The 18,766-nt window shown below is 64.2% G+C and carries 15 protein-coding genes; 5 read left to right on the top strand and 10 right to left on the bottom strand.

The annotated features are described in order from the left end of the window. The first annotated feature begins 91 nt into the window (after positions 1-91). The 4 genes from N0D28_RS01970 (at position 92) to N0D28_RS01955 (ending at position 3,179) form a co-directional block, all read left to right on the top strand. Complete coding sequence (locus N0D28_RS01970; RefSeq protein WP_260560734.1) at positions 92-349, top strand: hypothetical protein; 258 nt, start codon at positions 92-94, stop codon at positions 347-349. Positions 350-487: 138 nt separating this feature from the next. Then, the gene (locus N0D28_RS01965; protein ID WP_260560733.1) at positions 488-622 is read left to right on the top strand and encodes a hypothetical protein; all 135 of its coding nucleotides are present in this window, start codon (positions 488-490) and stop codon (positions 620-622) included. Positions 623-676: 54 nt separating this feature from the next. Next, complete coding sequence (locus N0D28_RS01960; RefSeq protein ID WP_260560732.1) at positions 677-2,335, top strand: FAD-binding dehydrogenase; 1,659 nt, start codon at positions 677-679, stop codon at positions 2,333-2,335. Positions 2,336-2,747: 412 nt separating this feature from the next. Continuing rightward, the gene (locus N0D28_RS01955) at positions 2,748-3,179 is read left to right on the top strand and encodes a hypothetical protein (RefSeq protein WP_260560731.1); all 432 of its coding nucleotides are present in this window, start codon (positions 2,748-2,750) and stop codon (positions 3,177-3,179) included. A gap of 199 nt (positions 3,180-3,378) precedes the next feature. Here the strand turns inward: N0D28_RS01955 and N0D28_RS01950 are convergent, their stop codons facing one another. The 8 genes from N0D28_RS01950 to pulA all read right to left on the bottom strand — a co-directional run bounded on the left by N0D28_RS01950 (position 3,379) and on the right by pulA (position 15,469). Beyond that, on the bottom strand, positions 3,379-4,128 hold the full coding sequence (locus N0D28_RS01950) for a response regulator (protein ID WP_260560730.1): 750 nt from the start codon (positions 4,126-4,128) through the stop codon (positions 3,379-3,381). 133 nt (positions 4,129-4,261) lie between these two features. Then, positions 4,262-5,407, bottom strand: coding sequence for a Gfo/Idh/MocA family protein (locus N0D28_RS01945; RefSeq protein WP_260560729.1), 1,146 nt, complete (start codon positions 5,405-5,407; stop codon positions 4,262-4,264). Then, positions 5,404-6,411: a sugar phosphate isomerase/epimerase family protein gene (locus N0D28_RS01940; protein ID WP_260560728.1), complete on the bottom strand. Its 1,008-nt coding sequence runs from the start codon at positions 6,409-6,411 to the stop codon at positions 5,404-5,406. Before N0D28_RS01940 ends, N0D28_RS01945 begins: the two co-directional genes overlap by 4 nt. Before the next feature lie 188 nt (positions 6,412-6,599). After that, complete coding sequence (locus N0D28_RS01935) at positions 6,600-7,550, bottom strand: ABC transporter substrate-binding protein (RefSeq protein ID WP_260560727.1); 951 nt, start codon at positions 7,548-7,550, stop codon at positions 6,600-6,602. 157 nt (positions 7,551-7,707) lie between these two features. Next, positions 7,708-8,718 carry an ABC transporter permease gene (locus tag N0D28_RS01930; RefSeq protein ID WP_260560726.1) on the bottom strand — a complete coding sequence of 337 codons (1,011 nt, stop codon included), beginning with the start codon at positions 8,716-8,718 and terminating at the stop codon, positions 7,708-7,710. Beyond that, positions 8,715-10,250, bottom strand: a complete 1,536-nt coding sequence (locus N0D28_RS01925) for a sugar ABC transporter ATP-binding protein (protein ID WP_260560725.1) — start codon at positions 10,248-10,250, stop codon at positions 8,715-8,717. The genes N0D28_RS01930 and N0D28_RS01925 overlap by 4 nt, the downstream gene beginning before the upstream one ends. 207 nt (positions 10,251-10,457) lie before the next feature. Continuing rightward, on the bottom strand, positions 10,458-12,023 hold the full coding sequence (gene clcA / locus N0D28_RS01920) for a H(+)/Cl(-) exchange transporter ClcA (protein ID WP_260560724.1): 1,566 nt from the start codon (positions 12,021-12,023) through the stop codon (positions 10,458-10,460). An 83-nt stretch (positions 12,024-12,106) separates the two neighbouring features. Further along, complete coding sequence (gene pulA / locus N0D28_RS01915; protein WP_260560723.1) at positions 12,107-15,469, bottom strand: pullulanase-type alpha-1,6-glucosidase; 3,363 nt, start codon at positions 15,467-15,469, stop codon at positions 12,107-12,109. Positions 15,470-15,543: 74 nt separating this feature from the next. Between pulA and N0D28_RS01910 the strand changes: the two genes are divergently transcribed. Further along, entirely contained in the window at positions 15,544-16,716 is a 1,173-nt protein-coding gene (locus tag N0D28_RS01910) for a DUF4357 domain-containing protein (RefSeq protein WP_260560722.1), read from the top strand. Between the two features lie 141 nt (positions 16,717-16,857). On the opposite strand, the gene N0D28_RS01905 is transcribed toward N0D28_RS01910, so the two are convergent. Then, positions 16,858-17,793: an acetyl-CoA carboxylase carboxyltransferase subunit alpha gene (locus N0D28_RS01905; protein ID WP_260561815.1), complete on the bottom strand. Its 936-nt coding sequence runs from the start codon at positions 17,791-17,793 to the stop codon at positions 16,858-16,860. 29 nt (positions 17,794-17,822) lie between these two features. Further along, positions 17,823-18,701 (bottom strand): acetyl-CoA carboxylase, carboxyltransferase subunit beta, encoded by an 879-nt coding sequence (gene accD / locus N0D28_RS01900; RefSeq protein ID WP_260560721.1) that lies wholly within the window; start codon positions 18,699-18,701, stop codon positions 17,823-17,825. Between the last annotated feature and the right edge of the window lie 65 nt (positions 18,702-18,766).

Genomic DNA, 18,766 nt, shown 5'->3' with positions numbered 1-18,766 from the left:
CTGACAGCCTGATGGCCCAGTCACTGCAGACCCAACGATTGCTCAAGTGGACGCAGACCTGAACGTCGCCTGTCAGCGGTAGGCTGCACACATGACTGACCCCCTCGACGACAACACCCCGCTGGTCGGCATTACCGAGGACGACTCACGCCCAGCCCCCACCGACCAGAACACCCTGCTGGGCCGCCTGGTTCACCCGCAGCCGGTAGACGACGCGGCCACCCGGCGAGGCGATGTGCCGAGTCTCGCCACCAGTTTCATTGAAACGCTATCGGGTCAGTCGGTTGACGGAGCAGGCCACGCTGACGCTGACGCCGACGAAGGCACCACCGACAACTCGCAGGCATAAAAACTGCTTTCTAAACGCCGCTCAACCTGACCCGAACCTGGGCCTGGGAGCAGCGCGTCACTGTGGAGAATAACTGACAAATGCAGTGACACCACCCCGCTGGTCGGCCTCTCCGACGATACTCAGAGCCGAACCGACGTGGGCCGCACTGACAAGCACGAGAGGAAAGAGAGCTTCGGCAGCGTGCTGCTCAATACCGCCACAAGCCAGGAAGAGGGCGACGGGCAAAATCCAAACGCCGATGACAGCACCACCGACAGCTCACAGGCCTGACAGCGGGCCACTGGCTCGAGATCGTCCGAGAGTCGTATCCCTTAAACTCAGTCCATGAATTCACAGCACGCCGACGTGATCGTGGTGGGGGCCGGACTGGCCGGGCTGGTGGCCGCTGCCGAGGTGGCCGACGCGGGCAAGCGAGTGTTGCTGCTCGATCAGGAAGGTGAGCAGAACCTGGGCGGGCAGGCCTTCTGGTCGCTCGGCGGGCTTTTTCTGATTGATTCGCCGGAGCAGCGCCGCCTGGGCATTCGTGACTCGCCCGAACTGGCCCGCCGCGACTGGATGACGACGGCGGGCTTTGACCGGCCCGAGGACCACTGGCCGCGTCAGTGGGCGCAGGCGTATCTGGAGTTCGCGGCGGGCGAGAAACGGCGCTGGCTGACTGCCCAGGGCGTGCGCTTCTTTCCGGCGGTGGGCTGGGCCGAGCGCGGCGGGCAGGGCGCACTTGGCCCTGGCAACAGCGTGCCGAGGTTTCACATCGTCTGGGGCAGCGGGCCTGGTATTGTCAAGCCGTTCGAGCGCCGAGTGCGCCAGCACGCCCAGGCTGGGCACATCCAGTTCGCCTTTCGCCACCGGGTGCGCGGTCTGAAGTTCACGGCGGGGCGGGTCAGCGGCGTTCACGGCGAGGTGCTCGAAGCGTCGTCCGAAGCGCGCGGTGAGCGCAGTTCACGGGTGGTCACCGGCGAGTTCGAGTTCAGCGCAGGGGCAGTCATCCTCACGTCCGGCGGTATCGGCGGCAATCACGATCTGGTGCGGCAATACTGGCCCACCGAGCGCCTCGGCCCGGCTCCAGACTTCATGCTGAGTGGCGTGCCTGCACATGTGGACGGCCAGATGCAGCTCGCTGCCCAGCAGGCCGGGGCCAGCCTGATCAACCCGGACCGGATGTGGCACTACACCGAAGGGCTGCGCAACTGGAATCCGGTCTGGCCCAGTCACGGCATCCGGGTGCTGCCGGGGCCGAGCAGCTTGTGGCTCGACCCCAGCGGGCGGCGGCTGCCGTTCCCGCACTATCCCGGCTTCGACACGCTCGGCACGCTCAGTCACATCACCCAGCACGGCTACCCCCACACCTGGTTCGTGCTCAACCGGGCCATCATCAAGAAGGAATTTGCGTTGTCGGGCAGCGAGCAAAACCCCGACTGGACCAACCGAGACCTGGCCCTGACCTTGCAGCGGGTGGGCCGCGCCGTGCAGGCCCCGGTGCAGGCCTTCATGGACCATGGAGCCGACTTCGTGGTGCGGTCGACGCTCAAAGGCCTGGTGCGCGGTATGAACGACCTGATCGGCAACGCCGCCGTGGATGAACAGACGCTGCGGCGCGAGATCGAGGCCCGCGACGCCCAGACTGTCAACGAGGTCGGCAAGGACACGCAACTCGCCCTCGTCAGATCAGCCCGCACCCTGCTGAGCGAGCGCCTGACGCGGGTGGCACGGCCCGCCCCGATCCTCGACCCGGCGGACGGCCCCCTCATTGCCGTCCGAATGAATGTCCTGACCCGAAAGTCGCTGGGCGGCCTGGAGACCGATCTGAGCGCACGGGTTCTCGCACCCGGCGGCGCGGTGATACCGGGCCTGTATGCGGCGGGCGAGGTGGCAGGCTTCGGTGGCGGCGGCCTTCACGGTTACCGCTCGCTGGAGGGCACCTTCCTGGGCGGCTGTCTGTTCAGCGGACGGGTGGCCGGGCGGGCCGCCGCTCAGGCAGGCTAGGGCAGACTCTTTCCTGAATCTGTCATTCCAGATCGTCCACCCGTCGTTGAGGAAGCTCCCGCACCGACACAGGAGCGAGTCCAACAGCTTCCCATCAATTTCCCCACTCGGTATTGGCGGGCTGGAAGGGATTTTCTACATTTTCCGTGAACGGAGAGACCAAACAGGCTCCGCAGTGCAGAAAGCAAGCGACCTCCACCGTTCATTTCCGCCGATATAGACTGACTTCCTGCCCTCTTTGGAAGTCTGAAACTGTGCCAGGCCCTGTAAAACCTGATCGGTCGTGCAGAGAGAGCTGGGTATTGAGTTGGTATTTATAAGAAAAATTACTGTCTTGCTTCTGGCTGCTGCTGCTCATATTGACTTACAGCTGTCTTCAATTCATACTCGCAGGCAGGAGGAACAACACAACATGACTTATCGTAAATTGAGCGAACAGGTCCAGATGCTCACCAACCCACAGCGCAGTGATACCTTCGTTAAGGATTTCAAGTCGGCGGTGCGGGAAGGTCAGTTTGAAGCGGCGTACATGAACACTGAGCGCTTCCAGTTGCCCAAATCATTTAGTCGCCGCAACAGCGACGAAACTTACAGCCGCACCATGCGCGAAATGATCTTCGAAGTGACGCCCAAATTCGAAGAGTGGTTTGACCGCACCAACCGCGAACTGGCGGCCACCCGGCGCGGCGGCACCATCAAGCCCAGTATCGAGGCGATTGAAGCGGGTCTGGTTGATTTCAAGACACTGGCCGCCGAAACCCGCCAGAAAATGCAGGCCAGCTACGACAAGGGCCACTCGCTCGGCAAATCGCGCGCGCGCGGCAAGCGCAAAACCAGCAAATAAGGCTGGCCCAGTACTACTGATTCCGCTTCATTTCATTCCACCCTACAAAAAGCGGTCAGGCATGCCCATGCGCGTATCGCCATGAGCAGCACCCGTATGGGGCCAGCCCCGATTCCGAATCGGCCTCCTTTCAAAAAAATTCAGCAGACTATTGATCGCTCAGCCCCCGAACCGGTGACTCCGGCCAGGGGATTGAATGTTAAAACGACGACTCCACCGGCCCAGTCGAGCGCAGCCAGTACTTCATCAGGCTGGCACTGGCGCTGTCTCGAAGCAAGCAGGCCACGATGCCGCCGGACCGCTCGAACAGCAGCAAGCAGCGCTCACCGTATTCCACCTGAATGACGCCGAGCGGCCTGGTGGCCAGGCCCGCTCCGCGCAGCGGCGGCATGGTGACATGTGGCGTGGTGCCCTGGCCCTCGGCCAGCCAGTGGACATCCGCCAGGGACGTTCTGGCCCGACCCCCCAGCCCCTCAGGCAGCCGCAGGCCCACACTATGCTGCGGCGCACCCTGGGCGTCGTAACAGCTCACGGCCAACACGCCGGAGCGCTCCATCAACTTCTCGGCAAACAGCAGACCCGGCGGCGGCGCGACCTGAGCGCGGGTTCCGAGCAGCGAATGAATCAGCTTCGAGAGTTCGAGGGCTTCCAGCGGCAACCCTAAAGTGCCCGCCGCGCCCGCTGCCTGGGCATCGTTCCAGCCGATGTCGCCGAGCAGCACCACCGGCAGCGAGTCCTGGCACAGCTTGCGGCACAACGCCAGCCCGCTCTGGTCCGGCAGGGTCAGCCCGGCGATGACCAGACCGGGCCGCCATTCACGGCTCTCACGCTCGGCCTGCGCGCCGCTCCCGACGCTGCGAAAACGCAGACCCAGACCCTCAAGCAGCCGCTCGAGCGCCTTGCGAACACCGATCTGGGATTCAACCACCAGCACTTCGGTTATGAGCATAAAGAGTGGATCACCGCCAGCAGGAAAAGGAGGGCCATCGTGACAAAACCTAAAGGTTAAGATATAACACAGGTCTTACAGGTTTTGATCATCCAAAACTCACCCAAAATGTCTTCGCAAGTACTCCGCTCTTTCATCGGCCCGCCCACGCCGCCCAGCGCCCATTCTGCGCTGCACTTTCCAGCACCTTCTCCATGAAGTCCACGCCGCGCACGCCGTCTTTCACGGTGGGGTAAAGCGTTTCCAACTTCTCGCCGCGTTGCCGCGCCGCGATGTCGTCAGCGGCACCCACATAGATGTTGGCAAATGCCTCGATGAAGGCTTCAGGGTGGCCGGAGGGGAGGCGGGTGGCCGCCGTGGCCGCCGCGCCCAGCCCCGCCCCACCGCGCGTCAGCAGTTGCCGGGGCATATCGAGCTGGTCGTAAATCAGGACATTGGGGTTTTCCTGACACCAGCTCAGACTGCCCCTGCTGCCGAAAACGGCCAGGCGCAGATCGTTCTCGCGGCCAATCTCGATCTGCGAGATGGTCAGCAGCCCCTTTGCACCGCCTTCAAAACGCAGCAACATGCTGGCGTCGTCGTCCAGGGCGCGGCCCGGCACGAACCGGGTCAACTCGGCGGCCACCTCACTGAGTTCCAGGCCCGTCACGAAGCTGACGAGCTGCTCGGCGTGCGTGCCGATATCGCCCAGCGCTCCAGCAGGGCCGCTGCGGGCGGGGTCGGTGCGCCACTCGGCCTGCTTGCCCTCGCTCCCGGTGGCCAGCCAGCCCTGGTGATACTCCACGATCACCTTGCGGATCTCGCCCAGCACCCCGCCGCGCACCATTTCGCGGGCCTGGCGGATCAGCGGGTATCCAGAATAGTTATAGGTGACAGCGAAGACATTGCCCGCCTGCTCAACAGCCTGCTCAAGTTCCTGGGCCTGCGCCAATGTGTGCACCAGCGGCTTGTCGCAGATGACGTGAAACCCGGCCTGCACCGCCGCCAGCGCCACTGGAAAATGCAGGTGATTGGGCGTCACGATGCTGATGACCTCGGCCCCGTCCTCGCGCGCCTTTTCGCCTTCCAGCAGTTCTTGCCAGGTGCCGTAACTGCGCTCAGCGGGAAGGCCCAGCACCTGGCCCGACGCCCGGGAGCGTTCCGGCGTGCTGGACAGGGCACCGGCCACCAGTTCATAGCGTCCATCCAGTGCCGCCGCGTGACGGTGAACCGCGCCGATGAAGGCGTCTAAGCCGCCGCCGACCATCGCCAGTCGGAGGCGGCGCTGATAGGTATTCACGCATCGTCCTTGCCAAAGGCCGCGTCGAACACCACGTCCGAGGCGGGGAAGTCCAGCTTACGGGTGTAGGCGGCGCTCTCGGTCGCCCCGAAGACGCGGTCCATCCGGGCATCTTCCCACTCGATGCTCAGCGGGCCAGAATACCCGATGTCGTGCAGCGCCACGATAATGGCCTCAAAATTCACGTCACCGCGCCCCACCGAGCGAAAGTCCCAGAAGCGCCGGGCGTCACCAAACGTCGTGTGGCCGCCGAACACGCCCACCTCGCCGCTGCCGTGGTTCCACCAGACATCCTTGATGTGGGCGTGGTAAATCCGCTCGGGGAAGCGCCGCAAAAAGCCCACGTAATCCACACCCTGATAGGCCAGGTGGCTGGGATCGTAATTGAAGCCGAATCTTTTATGACGCCCCACAGCTTCCAGCGCCCGCTCAGCTGTCGCCGTGTCGAAGGCAATCTCGGTGGGGTGAACTTCCAGGGCGAAGTTGACGCCGACTTCCTCAAACACCTCCAGAATCGGGGTGAAGCGGCAGGCGAAGTCGTCAAAGCCGCGCTGCCAGTAGGCCTGATCGGTGGGCGGAAAGGCGTAGAGACTGTGCCAGACGCTCGAACCGGTGAAGCCCGTGACCACGCCAACGCCCAGCTTTTTGGCAGCACGGGCAGTGTCCATCATCTCCTGCGCCGCGCGCTGGCGCACGCCTTCCGGATCGCCGTCGCCCCAGACGTGGGCAGGCACAATCGACTTGTGCCGCTCGTCGATAGGGTCGCAGATGGCCTGTCCGACCAGGTGGTTGCCGATGGCGTAAACCTTGAGGCCGTGCTGGGCGAGCAGGTCGCGCACGCTCTGAACGTAGCCTTCTTCCTTGAGTGCCCGCTGCACGTCGAAATGGTCGCCCCAGCAGGCCAGTTCCAGGCCGTCGAAGCCCATTTCTCTGGCGAGCGGCGCGAGTTCAGCGAGGGGCAGATCGGCCCACTGGCCGGTAAACAGGGTGACGGGTCTGGGCATGGGTGGGTGTCCTTTGTGGGATGGGTGGGTCAAAAGACTTCGGGTTGCGAGCTGTGAGCCAGAACAGGGCCAGGCTTGAGCAGTGACAGAACAAACTGCAGGGCGAGCAACATTGGCCCGCCCCACAGTTTAATCAAGCGGCCAGAGCAGAAGGTTTGAACTTGCTGTTCCTCAAAGCCCAGGGCTGCTCAGAACGGCGAATCCGGGTAATAAAACTTCGCGGCATTGCTCTTGGTCACCAGCGTGCTGGGAATGATGGTGGACTTGGGCATGGCGGTTTTGGTCATCAGCGATTTGGCGGTCAGGCGCATGGCGTCGCGGATCATGGTGGGCGGGTAGGTCACGTCGGCGGTGATGAGCGGATCGCCGTCCTGCACCTTCTTGACCATTTCCTTCATGCCCGCGCCGCCCAGCACGAACTTGATGTCGCTGCGCCCGGCCTGCTGAATGGCCTTCAGCACCCCCACCGCGATGTCGTCGTCCTGCGCCCACACCGCGTCGATCTTGGGAAAGCGGGTCAGGTAATCCTGCATCACCTTGAAGCCGTCGTCGCGGTTCCAGTTGGCGTACTGCTTGTCCAGAATCTTGATATCGGGGTATTTGGCCTTGAGAACCGCGTCAAAGGCGTCGACCCGCTGGTTGTCGATCACAGTGGCAATGCCGCGCAGCACCACGATATTGCCCTTGCCACCCAGCGTTTTGCCCACGTACTCGCCGCTGACTTTGCCCAGACCCGGATTGTCGCCCGCCACATAGGCGTTCTGGGCGGTGGGGTCGGTCAGGGCGCGGTCCACGACCACCGTGAATACGCCCTTCTTCTGGAGGTTGCCCACCGGACGGGTCAGCGGCGCACTTTCCTGCGGCAAGATCACCAGGGCGTTGATTTTGTTGACGGCGGAAAGATCCTGAATCTGATTGGCCTGCTCGTTGGAATCCTTGGCGGTCTTGACGATGACGGTGAGGCCGGGGTACTGCTTTTCCAGCTCGGCCTTGGTCTGGTTGGCCCAGTAGACGATGCCCGCCGTCCAGCCGTGATCGGCAGAGGGAATCGAGACGCCCATGACCTGCTTGGTCTGCGCCAGCGCGGCAGAGGCGAGCAGGGTAAGGGAAAGGAAGGCCAGGTTCTTGAGCTGTTGCATGGTGACTCCTTGTGCGGCGAGAGGCGAGAACGGCTTTTGTCGTTGACTCCCTTTGCGGGGGAGAGGACTGGAACGAAAACGGATGGGCGCGGGGGCGGGCGCAGTGAATGTACGTTCAGGCCCTGCTAGGGCGGCTTCTGGGGCCTGAAGACCAGCTTCATCCCGCCTTCTTCCCGCGCTGCATAAACGCCACGATGATGATGACCACGCCCTGCACGGCGGCATTCAGGTACACACTGATGATGGAGGTGAGGTTGAGGACATTCTCGATGGTGACGAGCAGAATCGCGCCCACCACCGTGCCCCAGATGCGCCCGGAGCCGCCCTTGAGGGCCGTACCGCCGATGATAACGGCGGCAATGGCTTCCAGCTCCCACAGCAGGCCGGTGCTGGGACTGGCGCTGCCGAGTCTGGGGACATACAGCAGCGTCGCCAGCGCCACGCAGACGCCCTGGATAACGTAGGTAATGATCTTGACGCGGGTCACGTCCACGGCGGCGTAGCGGGCCACCTGCTCGTTGCTGCCGGTGGCCTGCACGTAGCGGCCGTAGCGGGTGCGGTTGAGAATCAACCCGCCCAGCAGCGCGACGGCGGTGAATACCAGAATCGGAATCGGAATGCCCAGGAATTTGCCGTAGAAGACCGGACTGTAGGCGTCGCTGAGGGTGTTGTTCAGTGAGATGCTGCCGCCCTGCGAGAGATACGTCAGCACCGAGCGGAAGATGCCCAGCGTGCCCAGCGTGACGATAAACGGCTCGATGCGTCCCCGCGTAATGACCGTACCGTGGAGCAGGCCCGCCCCCGCCCCGATGAGCAGGGCACACAGCATCCCGATGACGATGATGCCGACGGTGCCCACGCCCGGACTAATGGCATTCATGATCAGGATCATCGAACCGGCGATCAAGGCGGCCATTGAGCCGACTGAAAGGTCAATCCCGCCCGAGATGATCACGAAGGTGGCTCCCACCGCGATGATGCCGATGAAGGCGGCGCGGGTCAGCACGTTCGACAGGTTGGAGAGGGTCAGGAAATCGGGATTGAGCGCGGTGGCGACGATCATCAGGGCGAGGAGGCCCAGCAGCGGCCCCAGGCTGCCTATTCGTGACAGCACCGAGGGGCGCGGGGCGGGCGGGTTGTCGGACGATTTTCCGGTGGGGGTGGTCACGCGCTCTCCAGGGACTTGATAGACGAACCAGTGGCTTTGGGGACAGCAACCTTCAGACCAGTGGCGTACTGAATGACTTCCTGCTCATTTATTTCTTCACCTGAAAGCTCACCCACGATCCGGCCCTCACGCACCACCAGCAGGCGCTGGCTGAGACCCAGCAGTTCACCCAGTTCGCTGGAAATCACGATGACGCCCTTGCCACTCTCGGCCAGGCGCTGAATCAGCAGGTAAATCTCGCGCTTGGCACCCACGTCCACCCCACGAGTCGGCTCGTCCAGCACGATGACCTGCGGATCAGCTTCCAGAATGCGGGCCAGCGCCAGCTTTTGCTGGTTGCCGCCGGAGAGCAGCCGGGCTTCCACGTCCAGCCGCCCAGTGCGGATGTTGTAGTCGCGGGCGGCCCGCTCCAGCGCCGCCTGCTCCGCGCCGATGTCAAGGAAGGGGTGGGCGTAGTGCTGCAAGGTGGTCAGGGTCAGATTGGGACGCAGCTTGAAGTCAACCAGCAGGCCCTTGCCCTTGCGGTCTTCGGACAGGTACACCAGTCCAGCGCGGGCGGCGTCGCCGGGACTGCGCAGGCGCACGGCTTTTCCAGCGATTCGGACTTCACCCAGCGTGCGCGGGCGCAGGCCCAGCAGCCCCTCGAACAGTTCGGTGCGGCCTGAACCGACGAGTCCGGCCAGGCCCAGCACCTCGCCCGCGTGCAGGGTGAACGAAATGTCCTGCGCCCAGCCGGGCACGCTCAGCGCCTCCACGTGCAGCAGTTCCTGTTCTCCCGGCTGGCCCTTCGGCGGAAACATATCCTCCAGTTCGCGCCCCACCATCCGGTTGGCCATCTCATGCGGGGTCAGCTCACCGGCCGGGCCACTGGACACCACCGCGCCGTCGCGCAGCACCGTGACCGTATCGGCCAGCGCCTTGACCTCTTCGAGTTTGTGGCTGATATAGAGAATGGTCACGCCCGCACTCCTGAGCTTCCTGATGAGGTCAAACAGCACGTCGGTTTCGCGCACGGTCAGACTGGCGGTGGGTTCATCCATGATCAGCAGCCTCGCGTCACGCGCGAGCGCCTTGGCAATCTCGACGAGCTGCTTTTGCGGCACGCTCAGCTCACGCACCTTGCGCGTCGGCGCGATCGGCACGCCCAGCCGCGCGAGGGCCGCCGCCGCCTCACGGTTCATGGCCGCGTCGTTGAGCAGCGCCCCGCCGAGTTCGCGGCCCAGAAAAACATTCTGCGCCACCGTCAGGTCATCGGCCAGATTGAATTCCTGATGAATCAGCACCACACCTTCTTCCTCGGCGTCGCGGCTGCTGCCAAAGTGTGCCGGCTGCCCCGAGAGCAGGACCTCGCCGGAAGTCGGCGGCTGATAGCCTCCCAGAATCTTCATCAGGGTGGATTTGCCCGCGCCGTTCTCACCGATCAGGGCGTGGATTTCTCCGGCAGCAATGGCGAAACTGACCCCGTGCAGGACTTGCACTGGCCCAAAGGCTTTGGTGACGTTGATGAATTCAGCAGCTGGAAGTTGGCTCAAGGGTTCACCTGTCTGTGAAGGAGACGAGCAAAAGCAACTTGAATTTTTGGATGGAAGAACGACGCCCAGGCCAGGCGGTTTGGCCGCGTTTGAGGTCCGCTGTTGATGGACTGAGGGTAACACAAAAGCAGAGGAGCGAAACCGATTTCGCTGCCAGATCGTCGCTGCTGGACAACCCGGCCCAAGCACTCTGATCCGGGGGACGCCTCAGTGCTCCGAGTGGTGCCCGGTTCCGGCCCGTAGCCGCCCGTAAGCGTCCGCCGCTTCGGGGGCCAGGCGTACGTGGAGCAAATCGCCCGCCTGGAGTTCGGTGTCGCCGTGCGGCAGCAGGCTGCGGCCCTCCCGCTCAATCTCCACGATGACGCAGCCGGGGGGCAGGCCCAGGTCGCGGACCGGGCGACCCTCGAACGGCGCGCCAGGTTGCAGGCGCAGGCTCACGTCCATGATCTCGGGCAGCAGCACCGCGTCGGGGGAGCGCAGCCGCAGCTCACGCGACAGCAGCGCGTCGTAGATCGGGGCGTCGCGCAGCCGCTCAGCCACCGCGTAGGCGACGAAGCAGGCCGCCAGCAGCGGCAGCATCAGCGGATAGCTGCCGGTCATCTCCACGATCAGCACGACGGCCGTGAGTGGGGCGCGGACCACCCCACTGAACAAGGCCGCCATCCCCACCACCGCAAACAGCCCAGCGGGCGTGTCACCGGCCAGCGGCGCGGCGAGGTGTCCGAAGGCCGCCCCCAGCAGCGCGCCCATGACCAGCAGCGGCGCGAAGATGCCGCCGGGCGTGCCGGGCGCGTAGCCCGCCAGCGTGACGAGGAGTCTCAGCACCAGCCAGAAGACGGCAGTAAGCAGCGCCACCTTCCCCTGCGCCGCCGCCTCGACCACCGCGTGCCCGCTGCCCAGCACGCTCGGCACGAAGTAACCCAGCGCCCCGACACCGAGCCCACAGAGGGCCGCCAGCAGCAGCGGCGAGCGGACGCGAGCGACCAGATCGAGCGAGCGCAGCAGCGATCTGTTGAACACCACGCCCGCCAGGCCGCACAGCAGGCCCAGCAGCAAAAAGAGCGGCAGCGCTGCCAGGCGCGGCGCGGCGAAGAACGGCAGGGTGAACACTGGAGTCTGCCCGGCCAGGCTGCGGGTCACCGTGTCGGCCACAGTACAGGCGATCAGCGCCGCCGTGAACACCATCGGCGTGAAATCGCGCTGCAATTCTTCCAGCACGAAGGTGACCCCGGCCAGCGGGGCGTTGAAGGCGGCGGCCAGCCCGGCCCCGGCCCCGGCGGCGATCAGGGTCAGGCGGCGCTGCGGGCGGGCGTGGGTGAGCTGGGCCACTGCCGCGCCGAGGCTGCCGCCCATCTGCACACTCGGCCCCTCGCGGCCCAGCGGCAGCCCCGACCCCATCGCCGCCAGCCCGCCCACAAACTTGATGGGCAGCACGCGCGGCCAGGGAAAGAATCTCAGCAGGTGCAGCACCGCCTTGAGCTGCGGAATGCCGCTGCCCGATGCGCTCGGCTCGGCCCGCCGCACCAGCCAGACACTGAACACCTCCCCGAGCATCGGCGCGAGTACGATCAGCGCGGGCGTCCAGGTGGCCCGCCGCAGTTCCAGCATGCCGAGCAGCAACCGGAAGGCCGTGACCAGCAGCCCCACCAGCGCCCCGGTCAGAATGGCCCCGACGTACAACCCCCGGCGGCGCACGAACTGGGCCTGATCACGGCTCTGGGCCTGCGCCGCGCCCGACCCGGCCCGGCCCAGTTCGCCGCTCAGATCACCCATGCGTGTGTGCCCGGCCTGGCTTCATCCCCCAGGAATAGCGCGTTTCTGGAGGATGAGGATGAAGTGGGCTGGGTTGGAGCGTCTTACTTCCCGACGAACACCGCCGTCGTCAACCCGGGCACGCTCACCGTGTCACCGCTGGCCTTACTTCCCTTCACCGACGCGTCCGAGCTGGCTTTCAGCGCCGGGTGCAGGTCCAGTTTCAGCGGCGCGAGGCTGGCATCCTTGAGGGTGTAGACAGTGTTGGTGGCGTTGAAGACCACCAGCACGTTCTTGTAAGGCGCATTCCCGCCGCTGAGCTTCATCACGATGACGCCGGGCGTCTGATTGGGGCCACTGTTGAGGAAGGTCAGTTGGTTTTGCACGGCCTGGGCGGTGGGCAGCCGGAACAGCGGCGTGGAGTTGCGAATGCTCAGCAGCTCACGCAGGTTGTCCGAGCCCCGCGTCCGGTCTGCCGCCGTGACCTTGAGGGCCGCGTTGGAAAGCAGCGGGCGGTAGAGGTCCCACTGATCCTTATTCTTCTCGGCCATCGGCAGGCCGCGCCCGAAGCCGTTGTCGGCTCCGGTCCAGGCAATCTCGTTGAACCAGTCGCCACTGTTGTAGCTGTCGGTGTCGAAGCTCTTGGAGCGCAGCAACTCGTCGCCCGCGTGGATGAACGGCATGCCCTGACCCAGCAGCACCAGGCTGTAGGCGAGGTTTTGCATCCGCACCCGCTGGGCCGTCGTCGAACTCAGCGGCGCTTTGAGCAGCACGGCATCCCAGAGGGTCTGGTTGTCGTGTGCTGAGACATAGTTGATGGTCTCGCGTGGGCTGGCCGCGTAGCCGGTGGGCGAATTGCCATACGGAACCTGCGCCCCGGTCACGGTTTTGCCGCTGCTGTCGGTGAACTTGAAGTCGCGCAGATTACCGCTCAGCGCCACCTTGATCTGATCAGTGAGCTTGAGCAATTTGGCCCTATTTTCAACACTGTCAGTGTTCTGCTTCTGACCGTTGGGCAGGGTAAACAGGCCCGTCGCAAAGCCCTGGTCTTGCAGCCCACCGAAGGGATTGCCGCCGCGCACCGCGTCGCGGAGGCGGTCGTTGAAGGTACCGATGCCCTGCCCGTAGAGGTTGATCTGGGTGGCATTGACACCGCGTGCGTTGCCCGCCACCTCGCCGAAGTCCCAGCCCTCGCCGTAGAGGTAGATCTGCTTGCCGTCCACGCCGTCTTTGGCCAGGGTCAGGGCGTCCAGCGCGGCGCGGGCGGCCTGCATGTCCGACACCAGATGGTGGCCCATCAAATCGAATCGGAAGCCGTCCACCTTGTACTGTTTGGCCTCCAGCACCAGCGTGTCAATCATCAGGCGGCGCATCATGGTGTGTTCGGTGGCGGTGTTGGAGCAGCAAGTCGAATTGGCGACCACGCCGTTGACGTCCAGGCGGTGGTAATAGCCCGGCACGACCTTGTCCAGCACGCTCTTGTCGGCCTCGCCACTGGCGGCGGTGTGGTTGAACACCACATCCTGAACCACACGCAGGCCCGCCGCGTTCAACGCCATCACCATCTGGCGGTACTCCCTGGTGCGCTGGTCGGGGTCGGCGGCGTAGGTACCTTCCGGCGTCATGTAATGGTAGGGGTCGTATCCCCAGTTAAAACCGTCCTGATCTTTGATGGCATTGACGGCGGCCTGCTGCTCCTCGCTGGCAGGTGGGAGTTTGCTCAGATCTCCAGGGCTTTTCCAATTTGCCTTGTCGGGCGGAATGGAGGCGATGTCGAAGGTCGGCAGCAGGTGCACGGCCTTGAGGCCCGCATCAGCCAGCGCTTTGAGGTGCTTCATTCCGTCGCTGTTCTTCTCGGTAAAGGCCAGGTACGTTCCTCGCTCGGCGGCGGGAACGGTAGCGTCGGCCACGCTGAAATCGCGCAGATGAAGTTCGTAGAAATTCAGATCGCCCACCGAGTTCAGCGGCGGCTTCTTGAGGGTGTCCCAGCCCACTGGTTTTTGTGATGCGTCGCTGAGGTCGGTGACGAGCGATTGTTGCCCGTCAGCGGTCAGACCAATGGAATAGGGGTCGGACACGACATTGGTTTCCACTTTGCCCGTGGTGGGCGCGTAGACCGTAACCTGATAGCGGTAGGGGGCGTTCTTCCAGCCCGCGTCGCCGGTCACGCTCCAACTGCCCTTCTCTCCAGCCTTCATGGGGACGGTTTTGGTCTGACCGCCTACCGTCACCAGCACCTTGACATCCTGCGCGGTGGGTGCCCAGACCGTCAGCGTCGGAATGCTGCCCGCCCAGGTCACACCCAGCGGCCCGGTGTACGCAGCGAGGTCGTCCAGTACGCCCCAGCGTTGCACGCCCGTCGCGTCCATCAGCTTGTCGTCCAGTCCGGTGCTGCTGATCGCCAGCTGCCCGCGCAGGGCCGCCGCCACCTTGCCCACGTCCTCGGGGCGCAGCTTGACCACCGCATAATTGGCCAGATACGGGTACTTGGCTTTGAGGGCCGCGCTGAGGCTATCGCCCTCATCGGCCCGGACCAGTGGCAGACTCTCGCCGCCGGTAATGCCCGCCGGGGTCAGCTTGAGGTCGCCCGAAGTGCTGGAGTAGAGGTTGAGCAATGCACCGTTCGCCAGCAGCGCGGGCTTGACGGCGAGGGTGTCGCGGGTCAGCCAGAGGGCCTGCTGCTGACTGAGGTCGCCGATGGGCCGCACGCTGGTATCGGGCCGGGTGGTATTGACGGCGGGGCTGCCGCTGATGATCCAGGCCTGGGTACCAGAAGCGGCGGGAAGGCTCTGGTCGGGGCCGGGGTCTTTGTCGTCGCCTTTGTGGATGATGAAATTCAATTTGCTCCAGCCTTCCACGGTGGGCACGTCCCAGTACACACCGAACTCATTTTTGCCGGTCTGGGTCAGCGGTTTGGTCCACTCGGTCGGGGTTTTTGCGCCGTCCCAGACGTGCAGGCCCCAGCCGTCGTACTTGCCGTCGGAGCGGTAATAGTTGATGCGGGCATTGCCAGCCGGAATGGTGGAGGAAGTCTCAGCGGGGGGAGCAGCAGGAGCGGCTTGCGCCACCACCGCCTGGGCCGCGTCCACATTGAACGGCCCGGCCTTGGCGTAGGCCACATTCGCATTGCCCGACTTGAGCCACAACTCATGACCCAATCCCAGGTTCATGAACAGGTCCTTGTCCGCGTCTTTCTTGTCGCCGGAATGGACGATCAGGCCGAGCTTGACGGGATTGGGCTTGAGCGGCACGTCCCAGTAGACCCCGAAGTCGTCCTTACCGCTGGCTTTGAGCGGCTTGTCCCAGGTCACCGTGGCGCTGGTGTCTTCCCAGACGTGCAGCCCCCAGGCGTCGTACTGGGTATCGGAACGCTGGTAATGAATGCGGGCGGTGTTGGCGGGCAGGGCGCTCTGGGCAGCAGCCGAAACCGCCAGCGCGAACGTCAGGAGCGTCGCAAGTCGTTGCATGGTAGGGGAGAGTGTAGACGATCGGGCGCTCAACGTTGAAAGAATGTTCGGCCCTTCCGCTAAACTTTTGAAACATGCCCGCCGAACAAACTCCCATGAGACGTGAGCGTGTGACCCAAGTCGTCAAAGTCATCCAACACTGGCTCTCCAGCCAGCCCAGTCCGGGCGAAGCTGTGGTGCGGCAGGCCATCGTGTTGCCTCTTCTGCAAGCGGCAGGCTTCGATATCTGGAATCCGGCGGAAGTGATTCCCGAGGAAACCGACAAGGGCGGCTTTCGACCGGATTTGCGCGTCGTGGCGGGCAAGTATCAGTTCGTGCTTGAACTTAAAGGAATGAACGTCGGCCTCCATGACAAGGACTATCAGCAAGTCGCTGCCTACGCGGGCGGCAAGGGGATTCGCTGGGCGCTGCTGACCGATGGTCGGGTGTGGGTGGTCATTGACGAGCACATGCAAGGCCCGTACTCCGAGCGCATTGTCCTGAAGCTCGAACTCGTCCAGAAAGCCGCCGGGGTGTTTTCTAGTGATCTTGCCGCCGTACTGGACGCAGCAAGCTGGACGAGCGGTGCGTTTGAGACTCGGCTTTCGGAAGTCCAGCAGGCCCAGCAAAAGCGGCGTGACGAAGCCCAAATTCATTTGGAAAAGCGCCCGATTGTCGAAGACGTGCAAAGCGAATATGACATTGCCAGTTTCGAGAAGGCGGCGGCAGCGGCGGTCAGAATGCGTCTGATCACCGAGGCCGAGCGCGACGTGCTCCTCGGCGCGGTGCAGAGTCAGCCCCTCAGTCCAGACGGACCGCAATCCAAGCAACCGGAAGCCCAAAAGAGCGGGTGGCAACCCAAGGCGCAACCGACGAAAGCGGCCAAACCGGAGTTCTCAGCGGCGAAATCAGGCGGGCTGACAGGCCCTGCGCCGAGTGAAATTGCCTTCCGGTATCAGCCTGGGCAGGCGGATGCCCGCGCCTTTTATTTTCCGGCAGTGGGCAAATGGGTCGTTCAAGCGGGAAGTATTGCCAGCGCTGAGGTCAAGGAGTACGCCGCATCTGTAGGCAAACGCCGTCGAGCCATGTTGGACGCGGGTGAAGTTGCTTTGCTAGAAGATGGGCGGCTGCGTTACCTCAAAAATGTGGAATACACTTCACCGAGCACGGCGGCAGACGATATTTCTGGCGCTTCTAAAAATGGTTGGATCGTCTGGATGGATGAGCAGGGTCGTCCTGCCCAATATCACCGACTCGAAAAGCCGTAAGCCGACTGTCGATATATCAATACGGACCCAGATTAACTTTCTGAACTTATCCAAACTCAAATTCTTTCGATCTTCCCCACAATGCAAAGCGGCTGCACCCCAGCAGCGTGGCCCTCCCAGTCAGTTGCAACTCAGCGCTCCTTACTTCTCATCCTCGCGGTACGCACCCAGCTTGCGGAAGCGCTCGGCCCGCCCGCTCACCCACTCGTCCGGCGACTGCTGCGCCAGTTCGTCCAGATGGCGGCTGACCGCCTCGCCCAGAGCCTCGGCAGCCACGTCCACATCCAGATGCGCCCCGCCAGTGGGTTCGGGAATGATTTCCTCCACGATGCCCAGTTCCAGCAAGTCGGGCGCAGTCAGTTTGAGGGCTTCCGCCGCCTCGGGGGCCTTGGCGCTGTCCTTCCAGATGATGCTGGCGGCCCCTTCAGGCGAGATCACCGAGTACCAGGCGTTTTCCATGATCAGCACCCGGTTGCCGATGCCGATGGCCAGTGCCCCGCCACTGCCGCCCTCGCCAATGACGGCGCACACAGCGGGCACGCGCAGGCGGCTCATGCGCTGGATGCTCTCGGCAATCGCCCAGCCCTGCCCGCGCTCCTCGGCTTCCAGGCCCGGATACGCGCCCTGGGTGTCGATCAGGGCCACCACCGGCAAACCGAACTTGTCGGCAAGGTCCATCAGCCGCACAGCCTTGCGGTAGCCCTCGGGGTTCGAGCTGCCGAAGCGCCGCTTGATCTTGTCCTTGGTGTCGCGGCCCTTTTGCTGCATGATCAGCATCACCCGGCGGCCCTGCCAGCGCGCCGGACCGCCGATCAGGGCCTGATCGTCGCCGTAGGTCCGGTCACCGTGCAGTTCCACGAAATCCTCGGTCAGGCGCTCGACGTAGTCCAGGGCGGTGGGCCGTCCGGCGATGCGGGCGAGCTGCACCCGTTCCCAGCGCGTCATGGTGACCTGCTGGCGCAACCGGGCCAACTGGGCACGCAGCGGCGTCAGCGTCGTATCGAGGTTTTGCCCGGTACTGACGGCGGTGCCTTCCAGATCGCGGATGCGGGCTTCGAGTTCGCGCAGGGTCTGCATGGTGGGTGTCTGGGCGGTGGGCGGCTGATTCACGAAGCCCGCTCCGGCTGGGCAGGAGCAAAAGCGGCGGGGTGCAGGAGCCGCAACAGCTTGGCGAGTTCGCTTCTCTGCTGCCTGCGGTCCACGATCATGTCCACCATGCCGTGTTCGAGCAGAAACTCGGCGCGCTGGAAGCCCTCCGGCAAGCTCTGGCGGATGGTCTGCTGGATGACGCGCGGCCCAGCGAACCCGATCAGTGCCCCCGGCTCGGCCACGATCACGTCGGCGATGGTGGCAAAACTGGCCGTGACGCCCCCGGTGGTCGGGTCGGTCAGGATGCTGATGTAGGGCAGGCCGCGCCGTGATAAGGCTTCCAGGGCTACCGTCGTCTTGGCCATCTGCATCAGCGAGAGGGCACTTTCCTGCATCCTGGCCCCGCCGGACGCGGCCACCAGAACCAGCGGCAGGCCCTCCTCACCGGCCCGCTCGGCGGCACGGGCAATTTCCTCGCCCACCACGCTGCCCATGCTGCCGCCGGAAAACTCGAAGTCCATGATGGCGACGGCCACGCTGACGCCCTCGATCTGGCCGCGCCCGGTCAGGATGGCGTCGGGGCGACCCGTCTTGGCCTGGGCACGTGCCAGGCGTTCCGGGTAACTCTCAGTGTCGCGGAAATTCAGGGCGTCCACCGGATGCACCCGGCCCGACCACGCCCAGATCGGTGCGTCGAGCAGCACTTCGGCCCGCTTGCTGGCTCCCAGACGGTGGTGGAAGCCGCAGTTGGGGCAGACGTAGGCATTCAGCGCCAGATCGCGCAGATAGACGTTTTCCTTGCACTGGGGACACTTGCCCCACAGATCGGGGGTGTCGGCTTCGCTGGGCGGGTTGACCTGCGGGCGACGCCTGCGAAAAAACTTGTCGAGGGCCAAGGCAATGCTCCTTTATCACGGCATTCTAGCGGCGCGGCGCGGCGGAGGTTGCCTGCGGCCTGAAT

It is taken from the genome of Deinococcus rubellus, from assembly GCF_025244745.1.
Classification (GTDB): Bacteria; Deinococcota; Deinococci; order Deinococcales; family Deinococcaceae; genus Deinococcus; species Deinococcus rubellus.
The sequence above is the reverse complement of the archived record's forward strand: the minus strand, read 5'-3'. Positions and strand labels throughout refer to the sequence as shown.

Excerpts from the sequence above, each read along its gene's own strand:
- N0D28_RS01935 (WP_260560727.1), bottom strand. The coding sequence starts at position 7,550 with ATGCAACAGCTCAAGAACCTGGCCTTCCTTTCCCTTACCCTGCTCGCC.
- N0D28_RS01960 (WP_260560732.1), top strand. The coding sequence starts at position 677 with ATGAATTCACAGCACGCCGACGTGATCGTGGTGGGGGCCGGACTGGCC.
- N0D28_RS01940 (WP_260560728.1), bottom strand. The coding sequence starts at position 6,411 with ATGCCCAGACCCGTCACCCTGTTTACCGGCCAGTGGGCCGATCTGCCC.
- N0D28_RS01905 (WP_260561815.1), bottom strand. The coding sequence starts at position 17,793 with ATGCAGACCCTGCGCGAACTCGAAGCCCGCATCCGCGATCTGGAAGGC.
- clcA (WP_260560724.1), bottom strand. The coding sequence starts at position 12,023 with ATGGGTGATCTGAGCGGCGAACTGGGCCGGGCCGGGTCGGGCGCGGCG.
- N0D28_RS01970 (WP_260560734.1), top strand. The coding sequence starts at position 92 with ATGACTGACCCCCTCGACGACAACACCCCGCTGGTCGGCATTACCGAG.
- N0D28_RS01910 (WP_260560722.1), top strand. The coding sequence starts at position 15,544 with ATGCCCGCCGAACAAACTCCCATGAGACGTGAGCGTGTGACCCAAGTC.
- pulA (WP_260560723.1), bottom strand. The coding sequence starts at position 15,469 with ATGCAACGACTTGCGACGCTCCTGACGTTCGCGCTGGCGGTTTCGGCT.
- N0D28_RS01955 (WP_260560731.1), top strand. The coding sequence starts at position 2,748 with ATGACTTATCGTAAATTGAGCGAACAGGTCCAGATGCTCACCAACCCA.
- N0D28_RS01950 (WP_260560730.1), bottom strand. The coding sequence starts at position 4,128 with ATGCTCATAACCGAAGTGCTGGTGGTTGAATCCCAGATCGGTGTTCGC.